The sequence below is a fragment of the Micromonospora sp. NPDC005413 genome (genome assembly GCF_040606435.1).
Taxonomy (GTDB): domain Bacteria; phylum Actinomycetota; class Actinomycetes; order Mycobacteriales; family Micromonosporaceae; genus Micromonospora.
In genome coordinates this window covers 34,646-48,461 of record NZ_JBEXEV010000031.1, presented here as the reverse complement: position 1 = coordinate 48,461, position 13,816 = coordinate 34,646, and the positions used below count along the sequence as shown (strand labels likewise).

Below are 13,816 nucleotides of genomic sequence, written 5' to 3'. Positions count from 1 at the left end.
GGGGTACGCGGACTACGCTAAAACCTGACGTGCACGTGAGAGACAAGGTGCTGTGACCGGCGTCACCGCCAGGGGAGGGTCCATGCGGATCGGTGAACTCGCCACGAAGACCGGCGTGTCAGTGCGCGCGCTGCGCTACTACGAGGAGCAGGGGCTCCTGACTGCCGCACGAAGCAGCGGCGGTCAACGCCGTTACCTCGACAGCGCGGTCGACCGGGTGTACCTGATCCAGATGCTGTACGCCGCAGGCCTGTCCAGCAGGACGATCCTGGACCTGCTGCCCTGTGTCGACGCGAAGGTCAACACACCGCAGTCGCGGGCCATGCTCCGCGCCGAACGCGACCGCATCGATCAGCAGATCACCCAACTCCTGCGGGCGAGAGACCGGCTCGACGCGGTCATCGTCCTCAGTGAGAGCTCGGCCAGCGGCTGCACCCGGACGGACACGGACGTCCTGGTGTCGTAGCGGCGCGGCGAGTGCGTCCCCCTCGCGAGCGGGACCGGTCGGTGCCGGCTAGCCATCGACGGTGTTCGCGGCTAGGCGGCCACTGGCGCGTCCTCCGGTTGCCCGTCGGATGGTGCCTGGTCGTGTGCGTGGCGGCGGACGCCGCGCGTCAGCAGGTAGCCGATCATCCAGAACTCACCGATCGTCGCGGGAACGACCAGAACGTCGGCGATGCCCTGTGCGTCAGGGGCGAGGTATCCGATGAATGCGCTGAGCAGGTATCCGATGCCGCCTCCGACGAGGATCCAGCCGAGCGGGCGGGGCATCCAGTTCGAGCGGAGCACGCAGCGTCCCATGGGGATGAGCCACAGGCCGAAGAACAGCCCTCCGACCCCCCACAGGTTGCCGCTGGTCAGGTAGAGAAGTTGGACGGTGGCCGCCGCGTCGCCGACCGGGTCGAGCGCGACGTCGACCGCCGTGGCGAGCAGTGCCGCGCTGACGAGGACCACGACCGCGTTGATGAGGCCGAAGGCGGCGATGGCGCCGGCGGCAAGCTGGTCCGCGGTGCGGAACAGTCGATAGAACCATGCGGCGGCGAGGGCCTGGCTGATGACGATGAGCAGTTCGAAGGCGACCCCGACGCGCGCGAGTGATTCGTGCTGGACCAGGTTGGCGAGCGTCGCGTCGGGGTCCTCGGCACTGAAGAGTCGCGGCCGGATGAGCAGAAAGCCCAGTGCGCCGGCGAAGGCGAGGGCGAGGTAGAGCAGCCCGGTCACGCGGGCCGTACGGATCAGCGCGGGCATGGTGGCTCCTCTGGGGCCGTACCGGCGTGGAGGTGGTCGCGCTCCGACCATCAACCTTACGATGTAAGGCAACCATACGATGTAAGGTGCTGGCAAGAGGTGGGGGACAGGTGGCAGCGAAGGCAGTTCGGCAACCGCTCAGCCGTGAGCGCGTACTGGCAGCGGCGGTTGCCCTGGCGGACGCTGAGGGGGTCAAGGCGCTGACGATGCGCCGCCTCGCTGCCGATCTCGGTGTCGAGGCCATGTCGCTCTACCATCATCTGCCCGCCAAGGAGGCACTCCTCGACGGCGTCGTGGAGACCGTGGTCGCGGAGATCGGTGCTGCGGTTGGTGGCAACTCCACGAACGGTGGGAATGAGGACTGGCGGACGCGGCTGCGCCGGCAGTTCCTCGCGGCGCGTCAGATCATGCTGCGTCACCCGTGGGTGCCCGGGCTGTTGGGCTCGCGCCGCACCATCCCCGTCGGCCTGTACGCGTACTACGACGGGATCGTGGGCACCCTGCTCGGTGCGGGGTTCTCGCACCGCCTCGCGCACCGGGCGATGCACGCATTCGGCAGTCTGCCGCTCGGGTTCGCGCAGGAGATCTTCAGCCCGTCGTCGGCCGGCGGGAGCATGGAGGACGACGTCGCGGAGGCGGACCTGGCCGCGATGGCCGAGGCGCTACCGCACCTGACGGCCATGGTGGCCACCGAGATCCACGACGTCACCGACCCCACCCTCGGTTGGTGCGACGGCCAGACCGAGTTCGAGTTCACTCTCGACCTGCTCCTGGACGGGCTGGAACGCCTCCGCGCCTGAGGGCGAACCGTCGGTGGCCACGGCGAGCCCGCCCGCTTGGAAAGCGAACCCGTCGCTACGCGCGGTCGACCGGTGGCGCCGATCAGAAGTCGTTGACGTTCACCGACACGCGATGCTCGCTGGACTTCCAGTTGGGCACGTTGATCACGTCATATCCGCCGCCACGTTGACCGACCGTGATCCGTACGAGGCCGAGGTGCGCCGGTGTCGCCGGGATGAACATGTCCACGCCGGTGATGAAGGTCTGGCTGAAGAACTCCGGCAACGGTGCGGTCAGATCGGTCACGCCGTCGCTGCCGTCGTCGAACGCGAAGATGGCGATCGTCCTCTTGACCCGCGGCGTGTTCGCCGCGTTCAGGACGTCCCTGCCGTTGATCCAGAGGTTGTCGCCGGCATCGCCCTGGTCGCCCCACCACTCCTTCTGGCGTTGGATCGTCAGCGCCGTGTGCCGGTCGCTGGTGTCGACCAGCGCGCCCAGGCCCTCGCCCGGCACGCTGGTCGCGAGGCGTACGAACGAATCCGAGCGGAGGAACGGCTGGAAGTAGAAGTGGTGCGTCGCGGCGCCGGTGCGCACGATGGCGAACTCGTAGCGGGCTGTGGCGAGCACCGGGAAGGGACCGAACGAGCCGTCGCCGGCCAGCGGCACCCGATGCGTGGGCCGGTGCGACAACCGACTGCCGGTCAGGGAGTTGACCGGGAAGACCTCCAGGGTCGCATCGGTGACGCCGACGTTGCTCGGGAAGAGCACCGCGCGGCCGGAGACCCGGGCGGTGCCGAAGAGTTGGGGCACGATCCGCGTCGTGTGGGGCGCGCGACCCTGGAGGAACCGGAAGATCTCGCCGAACGACTCCGGCGACGACACGGTCTGGGTGTGGGACTGGTCGGGGAGGTACACGTTGGTCGCGCCCACGATGGCGCGGGCCGGGTCGCCCTCACCCCAGATCGCGAGGGTGGGCACACCGCCCGGCGGGGAGGTCGCGGTGCGCCCGTCCAGGTTGACGTAGTGCGCGACCCGCGCGGCACGCGCCGGTGAGCTGGTGAGATAGCCCTGCATGACGAAGGTGCCCAGGGAGTGCGCGAGCAGGTCGACCCTGTCCGCGCCGGTCGCCGCCAGCAGGCGGGAGATCCGTGCGTCGAGCCCCGCGTACACCTGGGGCAGGATCGTCGCGATGTTCGGTGAGTCGTACTCGTGGGCCTCGATGATGTCGATCGGGTAGCCGTTGCTGGCGAGACGTTTGGCCTGGGACTGGAACTGCGAGGCCGATCCGGCGCTGCCGTGCACGAAGATCACTGGGCGGTGCGTCGGCGCGGCGGCGGCCTCGGCGGCGCTCGGGACGGGGGCGACGGACAGGCTGGTGGCGAGCGCGACCCCGGCCACCACCGAGAGCAATCTCCGGCGAGATGTGTGCATCGGTCCTCCACCTTGAGGGACGAAGTATGTGCACTGCTAGCGCAAGCATCGTGTCAGGGTGAGGCCCAGCGGTCCACACTTTCCTGTTGACACTCCATAAATCTGAGGAAGGGTGGGGGCTCGATTGTGCAGTGGCGCTGCGGTCAGTTGACCTCCTTGGCGAGCAGGTCGCCGACGGCGGCGCGGACCGGGTCCGGGTTCGCCCAGCTCCAGTTGGGGTGCGCGCGGTTGGTGAGCAGGGCGAGGACGAGTTTGCGGTTGGGGTCGACCAGGAGCGAGGGGCCGGCGAACCCGGTGTGGCCGAACGTCCGGGTGGAGGCGAGCCTGCCCATGAACCAGCTCTGGTTGAGGACGACCCCGAGGCCGTGGGCGGCGGTCCGGTTGGGCCGCTCGGGGTCGACGGCGGGTTTCCCGGCGTTGAGGTTGGTGAGCATCCGGCGCACGGTCGCCGCGGCGAGGACGCGCTTGCCCTGGTAGGTGCCCCCGTTGAGCAGCATCTGACCGATGGCCGCGAGGTCGAGGGCGGTGGCGAAGACGCCGGCGTGACCAGCGACGCCGCCGAGGTGGTTGGCGACGTCGTCATGGACGGTGCCCCGCAGCAGGCCCCGGGACGAGCGGGCGTCGGTGGCGACCAGGCGACTGGCCTTCGCGCTGCTCGACAGCCAGGTGTTGGGGTTGAAGCCGGTGTCGCGCAGGCCGAGCGGGCCGGTCAGGTTGCTCTTGAGCGCCTGGTCGAGCCGTTGGCCGGTGACCTTCTCGATGATCTTGCCGGCGACCATGAGCCCGACGCTGGAATAGCGGAACGTGTTCCCCGGCACGGCCCCGGAGATCAGCCCGGTGGCGAGTACGGCGTTCCAGCGTGCCGCGTTGTCGGGAAGGCCGGTAACCTTGGCGCCGACCGGGAGACCGCTGGTGTGGGTGAGCAGCATCTCGACGGTGATCCGCTCCTTGCCCGTGCCGGTGAAGGAGGGCAGGTAGTCGCGGACCGGGGCAGCCAGCTCGACACGCCCCTTGTCGACCTGCTGAAGCAGCAGGATGGCCGTGTACACCTTCGTGACCGAGGCGAGGTCGAAGATGGAGTCGGGGCGCATCGCGACGCGTTGGCTCGCCGGGAGAAGTTTCGGGCCCGACCCGTAGCGCAGCGCCTCCCCGACAGCGGTGTGCACCGTCGTCGTCCCGTTCACCAGGACGACAGCCACAGCACCGGGGAAACCCTTGTGCTGGACGGTCTGCGAGGTAGCGGGCAGGTGCCGTCGGAGCAGGGCGGTCACGTCCTGGGCGTAGCGGGCCTGGTCGGCCCGCGCGGCACCGCCGCTCGGGGGCGGGGAGGCGCTCGGCGAGCCGGACGGCGCCCTGGTGTTCCCGGCCGGGCCGAACCCCACCCTGTTCCCGGCGGCGTCGGTCGCGGTCACCGCGCCGCCGGGGTCGGCCACAGCGGTACCCGGAGCGCCGTTGTCACCGCAGCCGGTGAGGGCGGAGGCCGCGGCGACCAGGCCGGCTCCGAGCAGAGTACGACGCGCGATGGGCATGGCGGAGATCGTGGCAGCCTTCGTGGGTGCGCGCCACCTGCCCCGCCGGAACGTCGATCGCCGGCCGGCCGGCACGCCGCCGGGTGGGTCACCTGGCCGACACGGTCAGTCAATTTTCGGCGTTTGTGCGACGATCGAGAGGCCTCACATCGAACGACCGTCCACCGGTCTGTCCCGCGTACCGCTCGCTGGCAGAAACGGGGGAGGGCACCACACCTCGTACCCCTTGGAGAGCACGATGTCCCTCTCCCCGTCCCGGGTCTTCGCAGAGCTGAACGCGGTGCGACCCCCCGACCAGACTTCTCCGATCATGGGTACGGCCGTCGTGGTCGGCGGCAGTGTCGCCGGTTTGCTGGCCGCCCGGGTGTTGTCCGACTACGCCGACAGCGTGGTCATCATCGACCGGGACGACCCGCAGGTGAGCGGCGCGCGGCCCGGTGTGCCACAGGGGACACAACTGCACGCGCTGCTGCCCGGTGGTCTCCTCCAGCTCCAACGCCTGTTTCCCGGGTTCCGGGAACAGGCCGTCGCCCACGGGGCGATCGAGGCGCCACCCGCCGCCAGGCGAAGCTATCTCGACGGCCGTCTGAAGGTGGTCGTCCCCGACGAGGACGACAGCCTGGCGGGCAGCCGGCCCCTGTTGGAGGGGCTGATCCGTCAGCAGGTGCTTCGACTGCCCAACGTCAAGACGGTCACCGCCCGTGCCACGGGTCTGGTGTTCGAGGGCGAGGCGGTCACCGGGGTCCGCTGCGACGTCGGTGGGGTGCCCGGCGTCGAGCGCGGTGACCTCGTGGTGGACGCCATGGGGCGTTCCAGCAAGCTGTCGGACTGGCTGGAGCGGGCCGACTGGGAGCGGCCGGTCACGCGACGGATGACCATGCACCTGAACTACGCGACCGCCCTGTTCCGGCGCACCGAGGAGAACCCGGCGGCGACGGTTGTCCTGGCGCTGCACACTCCGGGGACAATGGCGGACGTGGCGGGTGCCGCGTTCTTCGCCATCGAGGGCGGTCGGTGGATGGCCATGATGGCCGGTTACGGCGACGACCGTCCGGGGCGCACCAGCGAGGACTTCGTCCGTCGGCTGCGGGAGCAGTTTCCGCCGGAGTTCGGTGCGGTCGCCGAGAACGAGATGCTCGGCGACGTCCAGACCTACCACCATGCCGACAGCCGACGGCGGGACTTCCACGCGCTGAAGCGGTTTCCGGCCGGGCTGATCAGCGTCGGTGACGCCATCGCCTCGTTCAACCCGGTGTACGGGCAGGGAATGACGGCGGCGGCCCTGCACGCGGCCTGCCTGTCGACGTACCTGCGCTCCGGCCCGGATCTGACCGTGCCCGCGCACCACTACCTCGCGCTGCAGAAGGTCGTGGTCGACGCCGCCTGGTCGATATCGACCTCCGCGGACCTGGCGCTGCCCCACGTCGACGCGCCCTACCCGCGCGGCTACCGGGTCTCCAGCTGGGCCAGCAGGCAGATCATCACCGCGACCGTCACGGACGTGACGACCGCGCGACGGTTCAACGATGTCGTGTCCATGCGGGTGCACCCGCGCTCGCTGGCCCGGCCCGGCGTGATCCTGGGCGCCCTGCGCGCCAACCGGCGCGCACGCTGACCGCTGGCCACCCCCCGCCGGCCGGCGCCGCTCGGCTGGCGGGGGAGTTCGGCTAGCGGGGGAGCTTGCGCAGGATGTCGACGACGAAGCGGTGGTCGTCCAGCTGCGGCAGCCCGGAGACACCGACCCAGCCCACCACGCCGGTGCCGCGAACGCGCAGTGGCACCGCGCCTCCGGCCGCCGCGTACCGCGAGGCCGGCAGGCCGAACCTCTCGGCCAGCGTCACCTGCTTGTCCTGGCACAACCGGGCCATGTAGAGCGAGGAGTGCTCGAACCGCATCACCACTCGTCCCTTGCGGCGCAGCCAACCGTCGTTGTCCGCCGTCGACCCCGGCAGACCACAGTGGAACAGCTGACGACCGGCCCGCCACACCCCCACGGAGACCGGCAGGCCCTGCTCACTCGCGGCGGTGACGGCGAGCATCCCCAGCTCGTACGCGTCCGTCTCGGACAGGCCCGCAAGCTCCAGCTCGCTCTCCTCGCGCAGCAGCTCGTCCAGCGTCGGCCACGGGTCACGGTCAGCTGACATGTTGGTTCTCCTCGTCGTACGGGGTGATCACCAGGCGCAGGGCGCGTAGTCCTTCAGGAAACAGCCGTACAGATCCTCGCCCAGCTCGCCGCGGACGATCGGGTCGTACACCCGGGCCGCACCGTCGACCAGGTCCAGCGGGGCGTGGAAGCCCTCGTCCGCCAGTCGCATCTTCGTCGGGTGGGGGCGTTCGTCGGTGATCCAGCCGGTGTCGACGCTGGTCATCAGGATGCCGTCGGTCAACATCTCTTCGGCGCTGGTGCGAGTCAGCATGTTCAGCGCGGCCTTGGCCATGTTGGTGTGCGGGTGCCCCGGCCCCTTGTAGCCGCGGCCGAACTGCCCCTCCATCGCCGACACGTTCACCACGTACTTCCGGCGGGCCTTCGCGGCGGCCATCGCCGGGCGCAGCCGGCTGACCAGTACGAACGGCGCGGTGATGTTGCACAGCTGCACTTCGAGCAGCTCGACCGGGTCGACCTCGTGCACCCGCTGGACCCAGCTGTTGACCGAGTCGAGGTCCGGCACGAGACCGCCGGCGTCGATGGCCGTGGACGCCGCGATCCGCTCTGGCGAGGCCGAGCCGCTGGTGAGTGCCAGCGCGGTGAGCGCGTGCGGGGTGAGCGCGGTCGACTGCGGCCCGGCGGTCAGGCTGCCCACCGGGCCGCCCTGGCCGTCCGGCTTGGCGAACGTGATCAGCTCCGGTAGCGGGCCGTCCGGCAGGGCCGCGGCCTCCGCGGCGATGAGCTGCGCGTACGCCCCGGGGGACCGGCGGACGGTCTGCGCCGCGTTGTTGATCAGGATGTCGAGGGGGCCCTGGCTGCTGACGTCGTCGGCGAGGGCGATCACCTGGGCGGGGTCACGCAGGTCGATCCCGACGATGCGCAGCCGGTGCAGCCAGTCCTCGCTGTCGGGCATCGCGGCGAACCTACGGACCGCGTCGTGCGGGAACCGCGTGGTCACCGTCGTGTGCGCACCGTCGCGCAGCAGCCGCAGCGCGATGTACATGCCGATCTTGGCCCGGCCGCCAGTGAGCAGAGCGCGCCGCCCGGTCAGGTCGGTACGGGCGTCGCGGCGCTCCCGGTTGAGCGCGGCGCAGGACGGGCAGAGCTGGTGATAGAAGGCGTCCACCTCGCGGTAGCGCCGCTTGCAGACGTAGCAGCCGCGCGGATTGTGCAGGAAGCCCGCCGTCTCACCCGCGGTGGAGGTCGCGAGCGGGATGCCCTGGGTCTCGTCGTCGATCCGCCCGGGAGCGCCGGTGGCGGTGGCCTCCGTCACCGCCCGGTCGGCCGCGAGGATGGCGTCTCGCCGTTCCTCGCGTCGCCGCTGCTTGATCACCTTGTAGAGCCGGGCGGTGGCCCGCTGCACCCGCACCACGTCGGGGTGGTCGGGGGGCAGTGCCTCCAACGCCTCGAAGACGCTGAGGCAGGCCTCCAGCCGGCTTCGGTCAATGCCGTCTTGACCGGTTTCGGTATTGTTGTCCACCGTCATGCGTCTTTGTCTCGTCCCGTATCCCGTGCCGGATCCAGCCGGCCCACCCCAAGTCCGACCCGAAACTGTACGCACCACGCAGGCTCCGACGCATCCTGCGTGGGCTGCCCACCCGAAACCCGCCCAACGGGCAGGGACCCTGCTCGTCGGGCAAGCATGAGTGGGGGATGCTGGTTTCGTGCAGATCACGATCCTCGGCCCCCTCGCCGTCGGCGGCCGGCCGGTCCGGGGTGAACGGCTCGCGGCGGTGGTCCGTGCGCTCGTCGACGCGCGCGGGCGGGCGGTCTCCACGAGCCTGCTCGTGGACGCCGTGTGGGACGGCGCGCCACCCGACGACGCGACCGGCGCCGTCCAGGCGCTCGTGTCCCGGGTGCGCCGTCTCGGGCTGCCCGTGGTCGCGGTGCCGGGCGGATACCGTCTGCCCGCCGAGGAAGTCCTCGTCGACGCGGTCGAGGCGCGGACGCTCGTCGATCAGGCACGGACCGTGCTCGGGACCGGCGACGCCCGGGCCGCCCGCAACTCCGCCGATCAGGCGCGTGCCCTGTTCCCCGAGGTCCCGGAGCTCGGCACCGCCGAGGACACGCGCCTGTTCGCGGATGTCGCCGCGCTGCGCGCGCAGGCGGCACTCGCCGGCGCGGGCCCGTTCGACGAGGTCGACCTGAGCCGGCTCGTCGCGCGTACGCCTCCGGACGAGCCATCCGCCGCCCTGCTCGTCCGGGTGCTTGCCGCCCAGGGTCGGGAGGCGGAGGCGCTGGAGGTCGTCGAGAGACTCCGGACGGAACTGGCCGACCGGTACGGCACCGACCCGTCGCCCGTGATCACACAGGTCCACCTGGCACTGCTGCGCGGCGAGCTCACCAACCCGGTCGTCGTGGCACCACCCCGGCAGCCGGTGCGGATCGCCCTGCCCACCGCGTGGCGCCGGCCGATGACCGCCCTCGTCGGCCGGGAGCGGGACATCGAGACCGTGGGCGAGGCACTCGGCAAGGCACCCCTCGTGACGATCGTGGCGACCGGCGGCGCGGGCAAGACCCGGCTCGCCGCCGAGGTGACGCGCCGCGCGGCGGCAGCCGGGCAGTCGGTACGCGTGATCGAACTAGCCGGCCTGCGCTCGCCCGACGAGGTGCTGCCCACGGTGCTCGCGGCGCTCGGGGGCGGGGACACGTCGGCGACCGGCGGCAATCTGGGCCTCGAACGGAGGGTGCTCAGCCCCGAGGAACGGCTCCGCGCCGTGGCACCCGACCTCGACGGGCTGGTCGTGCTGGACAACTGCGAACACGTTCTCGACGCGGTAGCCACCGTCGTCGCGGACCTGGTCGCGGTGAGCGCACCGGAGGTCACGGTGCTCGCGACGAGCCGCGCCCCGCTGGGCCTGGCCGGCGAGCAGGTCCACCGGCTGACCGCGTTGCCGGACACCGACGCGCTCGCGCTGATCGATTCCCGGGCGAGGGCCGGTGGTGCGGTGCCGACCTGGGACACCGAGCGGGCGCTTGCTCTGTGTCACCGGCTCGACAACCTGCCACTGGCGCTCGAACTGGCCGCCGCTCGGCTGCGGCACATGCCGATCGACGACGTGCTCGCCGGCCTGAGCGACCGGTTCGCGCTGCTCGACGACGCCCTGCGCGGGCTGCCCGAACGGCACGCGAGCCTGTGGGCGATGGTCGACTGGAGCCGGGAACTGCTCCCACCCGAGAACCGCGAGCTGCTTCAACGGGTCGCGATCATCCCGGCGCCGTTCACCGCGGACCTCGCCGCCGCGGTCGCGCAGACGCCGGACGTACGTCGCGGGCTGGCGACACTCGTGGAACAGTCCCTGCTGACCCTGGTCGTGGGGGACGGTCCGCCCCGCTACCGAATGCTCGAAACGGTCCGTGAGTACGGCGAAGCCCGCCTCGACGCCGCGGGTGCCCGAGGTCCGGCCATGACCGGCCTGGTCGGGTGGGCCCGGGAGGAGGCTGTCGCGCTCGCCGACCGGTTCGTCGGCCCCGGTCAGATCGATGCGCTCGCCCGCTGCGCCGCCGAGCAGGACAATCTGGTCGCGGGTCTGCGCTGGGCGCTCGACCAGGACGACGAGCCGGCCATGATCGAGGTCGCCACCGCGCTGTTCCACCTCTGGGCGATTCGTGGACTGCACCTTGAGGTGTCCGGGTGGGCAGGGGGTCTGCTGCACATCGAGGACCCGGACCGGCGGCGCCACTCCGCGATCCTGCACGGCCGGTCCACCGGTCGCCCACTGCCCGACGCCGACCGGCTCGCCTGGATGTGCCTGTTGATCGGGGTCAACGCCGGCATCAGCGGCGAACTCCGACTCGCCGTGCTCGCCCGGCGGGCACTTCGGACCCTTTTCGCCGAGCGGCCCAACGAGGTGTCGTCCCGGTTGACCGTGCTCGCGTCGGCGTTACCCGCGTTCGACAAGTCCGACCCGGACGAGAGCATGAAGGGCACCGCCGAGATGATCGGGCACCCCGACCCGTACGTGCAGGGCCTCGGCCTATTCGCCCGCGCCGCGGTCCGGGAGAACGGCGGCATGCTCGACGCGTCGATCGTGGACTCCGAGCAGGCCTACCGTCGCTTCGAGGTGGCCGGTGACCACTGGGGCATGGCGATGGCGGCGGGGGCCGTCGGGCAGTTCCTGGTCCCGAGCGAGGACAACCGGTCGTCCGAGTGGATGGCGCGCAGCATCCGACACATGGAGCTGATCGGTGCCACGCAGGATGCCCGATCGATCCGGGTGCGGCTGGACGTGCAGCTTGCCCTGGTCGGCGACCGGGAAGCCGAGCGACGACTGGTCGAGACGGCGGCACCGGGCGAAGCCGAGGCGGTGGACGCCGCGGTGGCGGGCCTCGGGCTGGCTCACCTGGCCTGGCAGCGTGAGCGGTACGACGAGAGCCTTGCGTACGGCGACCGGGTGACCCGGATCCTGGTCGACTGGACCAGCCCGCCGCTGCAGCCGCGCGTCATACTCCGGGTCGGGGTGGCGGTCCTCCACCTCCGGGTGGCGCAGGTCCGGCCGACGCCGGGAGAGAACGCCGATACTCACGCGGTCGCCCTGCTGACCCTCGCCCGCGACGAGGCGTTCTCCTCGAAGGACCTGCCGGTGATCGGGGCGTGGGCCCAGGGCGGCGCCGAGCTCGCGGCGCACCGGGGCGACGTGGCGGCCGCGCGCGAACTGTTCGCGCTCGGGACACGCATCGGCACCCACGTCGGGGTGTTCTTCCCACCCGGAGACGCCGAACGGCTCAACGCCGCCCTCGGAAACGAGGAGCAGCGTGAGCCGTTGCTGACCGTGTGGCGCGAGCGGCCGGTCGCCGCGGTCGTCGCCCGGATCCGCGAGCTGATGGACGACCTGCTCGCCTAGCTCAGATCTTCTTGCGGTACGCGCGCAGCGCCAGCGGCATGAACACCGCCACGAGGCCGGCGCACCAGGCGAGCGTCCACCACACGTGGGAGCCGATCGGTGTGCCGAGGAACAGTCCGCGTACCGACGCCACCAGGTGGGTCATCGGGTTGACGTCCACGAAGGCCTGCATCCAGCCCGGCAGGGTGTCGGCGCTGACGAACACGTTCGACGCGAAGCTCAGCGGCATGATCAGCGCGAACATCAGGCCCTGCACGGCACCCGGGGTGCGTACCTTCATCGACACGAAGACCGGCAGCCAGCTGAGACACAGCGCGAACAGGACCGCGAGCAGGCACCCGGCGATCGCCCTGAACAGGTCGGTGTCGATCCGGAAGCCGAGCAGATAGCCGATCGCGAGGGTCGAGACCGTGACGATCACGTACCGGACGACGTCTCCGAGGACCGCGCCGACCAGTGGTGCGGAGCGGGGGATCGGCAGCGACCGGAACCGGTCGAAGATGCCCTTGGCGATGTCGGTGTTGAGGTTGACACCGATCGCGATGGCGCCGGTGGCGATGGTCTGCGCCAGGATCCCGGGCAGCAGGAACTGCAGGTAGTCGTGGGTGGATCCGGCGACCGCGCCGCCGAAGATGTACACGAAGATGATGAGGAACAGCACCGGCTGCAGCGTGACGTCGATGAGCGCCTCAGGCGTACGCCAGGTTTTGATGAGGCTGCGCTTGGCGAGCGCCAACGAGTGCCGGACCAGCCGGAACGGCCGTGGGTTCGGGGCTGCTGTCGAGAGGCCGCGGCTCGTTGGGGGTGCTGCGTCGATCAGAGTGCTCATGCCGCGACCTCCGTGGGGCGGGTGGTGTCGTCAACGGACGCCGTACGCCCGGTGAGGGTGAAGAACACCTCGTCGAGGCTCGGCAGGTGCAGGGAGAGTTCGGTGACCGCGATGCCGGCCGTGGCGAACCGCGCGACGCTCTCGGTCAGGGCCGCGTCGTCGGTGACCGGCACCGCGAGCACGCCCTTGCGGATCTCGTCGGCCTGACCGCCGGAGCCGACCTGGGTCAGGATCGCCGCGGTTCGGGGCAGCTGCGCCGGGTCGGACGGCCGAACCTCGAGGGTCTGCCCGCCGACCACCCGCTTGAGCCCTTCGGGTGTGTCGTGCGCGATGACCCGGCCGTGGTCGATCACCGTGATCGCGTCGGCGAGCGCGTCGGCCTCCTCCAGGTACTGCGTGGTGAGCAGTACCGTCGAGCCCTTGCTGGCCAGTGAGCGGACCACCTCCCACATATCCTCGCGCTTGGCCGGGTCCAGCCCGGTCGTCGGCTCGTCCAGGAAGATCACGTCGGGGGAGCCGACGAGGCTGGCGGCCAGGTCCAGCCGTCGCCGCATACCGCCCGAGTAGGTCTTGGCCTGTCGGTTCGCGGCGGCGGTCAGGTCGAACCAGTCGAGCAGTTCGGCGGCCCGTCGCCGGGCGCCGGTGCGCCCCAGCTCCAGCAGGGTGCCGAACAGCTCCAGGTTCTGCCGCCCGGTCAGGTCCTCGTCGACCGAGGCGTACTGGCCGGTGAGGCCGATGCTCTGCCGCACCCGCTCGGCGTCACGTACCACGTCGAAGCCGTTGATCCGGGCGGTGCCGCCGTCCGGGGTGAGGAGGGTGGAGAGGATGCGTACGGCGGTGGTCTTGCCGGCGCCATTGGGGCCGAGCACGCCGAGCACCGTCCCTCGGGGCACGGCGAGGTCCACGCCCTGTAGCGCCCTCGTCTTCCCGAAGTTCTTGACGAGGCCCTCGGCCTCGATCACCAGGTCAGCTGTCATGTCCAACAGCGTGCGCGGGTCGCCTGACACCG

11 protein-coding genes are annotated in these 13,816 nt (G+C 70.9%); 4 read left to right on the top strand and 7 right to left on the bottom strand.

Features of this window, described 5'->3' with window-relative positions:
* Window positions 1–82: 82 nt before the first annotated feature.
* Window positions 83–466: a MerR family transcriptional regulator gene (locus ABZS37_RS25895; RefSeq protein WP_355173023.1), complete on the top strand. Its 384-nt coding sequence runs from the start codon at window positions 83–85 to the stop codon at window positions 464–466.
* 71 nt (window positions 467–537) lie between these two features.
* Here ABZS37_RS25895 and ABZS37_RS25890 read toward each other — a convergent pair whose 3' ends face one another.
* Window positions 538–1,248 carry a DUF4386 domain-containing protein gene (locus ABZS37_RS25890; protein WP_355173021.1) on the bottom strand — a complete coding sequence of 237 codons (711 nt, stop codon included), beginning with the start codon at window positions 1,246–1,248 and terminating at the stop codon, window positions 538–540.
* Between the two features lie 110 nt (window positions 1,249–1,358).
* On the opposite strand from ABZS37_RS25890, the gene ABZS37_RS25885 reads away from it, so the two are divergent.
* Window positions 1,359–2,048 (top strand): TetR/AcrR family transcriptional regulator, encoded by a 690-nt coding sequence (locus tag ABZS37_RS25885; RefSeq protein ID WP_355173019.1) that lies wholly within the window; start codon window positions 1,359–1,361, stop codon window positions 2,046–2,048.
* Between the two features lie 82 nt (window positions 2,049–2,130).
* Here the strand turns inward: ABZS37_RS25885 and ABZS37_RS25880 are convergent, their stop codons facing one another.
* The gene (locus ABZS37_RS25880; protein WP_355173017.1) at window positions 2,131–3,459 is read right to left on the bottom strand and encodes an alpha/beta hydrolase; all 1,329 of its coding nucleotides are present in this window, start codon (window positions 3,457–3,459) and stop codon (window positions 2,131–2,133) included.
* 143 nt (window positions 3,460–3,602) lie between these two features.
* Complete coding sequence (locus ABZS37_RS25875) at window positions 3,603–4,988, bottom strand: serine hydrolase domain-containing protein (RefSeq protein WP_355173015.1); 1,386 nt, start codon at window positions 4,986–4,988, stop codon at window positions 3,603–3,605.
* A 238-nt stretch (window positions 4,989–5,226) separates the two neighbouring features.
* Between ABZS37_RS25875 and ABZS37_RS25870 the strand changes: the two genes are divergently transcribed.
* Window positions 5,227–6,603: an FAD-dependent oxidoreductase gene (locus ABZS37_RS25870; RefSeq protein WP_355173013.1), complete on the top strand. Its 1,377-nt coding sequence runs from the start codon at window positions 5,227–5,229 to the stop codon at window positions 6,601–6,603.
* Window positions 6,604–6,655: 52 nt separating this feature from the next.
* On the opposite strand, the gene ABZS37_RS25865 is transcribed toward ABZS37_RS25870, so the two are convergent.
* Both ABZS37_RS25865 and ABZS37_RS25860 read right to left on the bottom strand, forming a co-directional pair.
* Complete coding sequence (locus ABZS37_RS25865) at window positions 6,656–7,132, bottom strand: heme-degrading domain-containing protein (protein WP_355173011.1); 477 nt, start codon at window positions 7,130–7,132, stop codon at window positions 6,656–6,658.
* A gap of 27 nt (window positions 7,133–7,159) precedes the next feature.
* Window positions 7,160–8,620, bottom strand: a complete 1,461-nt coding sequence (locus ABZS37_RS25860) for an SDR family NAD(P)-dependent oxidoreductase (protein ID WP_355173009.1) — start codon at window positions 8,618–8,620, stop codon at window positions 7,160–7,162.
* Window positions 8,621–8,798: 178 nt separating this feature from the next.
* Between ABZS37_RS25860 and ABZS37_RS25855 the strand changes: the two genes are divergently transcribed.
* The gene (locus tag ABZS37_RS25855; protein WP_355173007.1) at window positions 8,799–11,978 is read left to right on the top strand and encodes a BTAD domain-containing putative transcriptional regulator; all 3,180 of its coding nucleotides are present in this window, start codon (window positions 8,799–8,801) and stop codon (window positions 11,976–11,978) included.
* A 1-nt stretch (window position 11,979) separates the two neighbouring features.
* Here the strand turns inward: ABZS37_RS25855 and ABZS37_RS25850 are convergent, their stop codons facing one another.
* Complete coding sequence (locus tag ABZS37_RS25850; protein ID WP_355173005.1) at window positions 11,980–12,807, bottom strand: ABC transporter permease; 828 nt, start codon at window positions 12,805–12,807, stop codon at window positions 11,980–11,982.
* Window positions 12,804–13,784, bottom strand: a complete 981-nt coding sequence (locus tag ABZS37_RS25845; RefSeq protein ID WP_355173003.1) for an ATP-binding cassette domain-containing protein — start codon at window positions 13,782–13,784, stop codon at window positions 12,804–12,806. Before ABZS37_RS25845 ends, ABZS37_RS25850 begins: the two co-directional genes overlap by 4 nt.
* Window positions 13,785–13,816 lie beyond the last annotated feature (32 nt).

Excerpts from the sequence above, each read along its gene's own strand:
- ABZS37_RS25895 (WP_355173023.1), top strand. The coding sequence starts at position 83 with ATGCGGATCGGTGAACTCGCCACGAAGACCGGCGTGTCAGTGCGCGCG.
- ABZS37_RS25890 (WP_355173021.1), bottom strand. The coding sequence starts at position 1,248 with ATGCCCGCGCTGATCCGTACGGCCCGCGTGACCGGGCTGCTCTACCTC.
- ABZS37_RS25880 (WP_355173017.1), bottom strand. The coding sequence starts at position 3,459 with ATGCACACATCTCGCCGGAGATTGCTCTCGGTGGTGGCCGGGGTCGCG.
- ABZS37_RS25875 (WP_355173015.1), bottom strand. The coding sequence starts at position 4,988 with ATGCCCATCGCGCGTCGTACTCTGCTCGGAGCCGGCCTGGTCGCCGCG.
- ABZS37_RS25870 (WP_355173013.1), top strand. The coding sequence starts at position 5,227 with ATGTCCCTCTCCCCGTCCCGGGTCTTCGCAGAGCTGAACGCGGTGCGA.
- ABZS37_RS25865 (WP_355173011.1), bottom strand. The coding sequence starts at position 7,132 with ATGTCAGCTGACCGTGACCCGTGGCCGACGCTGGACGAGCTGCTGCGC.
- ABZS37_RS25860 (WP_355173009.1), bottom strand. The coding sequence starts at position 8,620 with ATGACGGTGGACAACAATACCGAAACCGGTCAAGACGGCATTGACCGA.
- ABZS37_RS25850 (WP_355173005.1), bottom strand. The coding sequence starts at position 12,807 with ATGAGCACTCTGATCGACGCAGCACCCCCAACGAGCCGCGGCCTCTCG.
- ABZS37_RS25845 (WP_355173003.1), bottom strand. The coding sequence starts at position 13,784 with ATGACAGCTGACCTGGTGATCGAGGCCGAGGGCCTCGTCAAGAACTTC.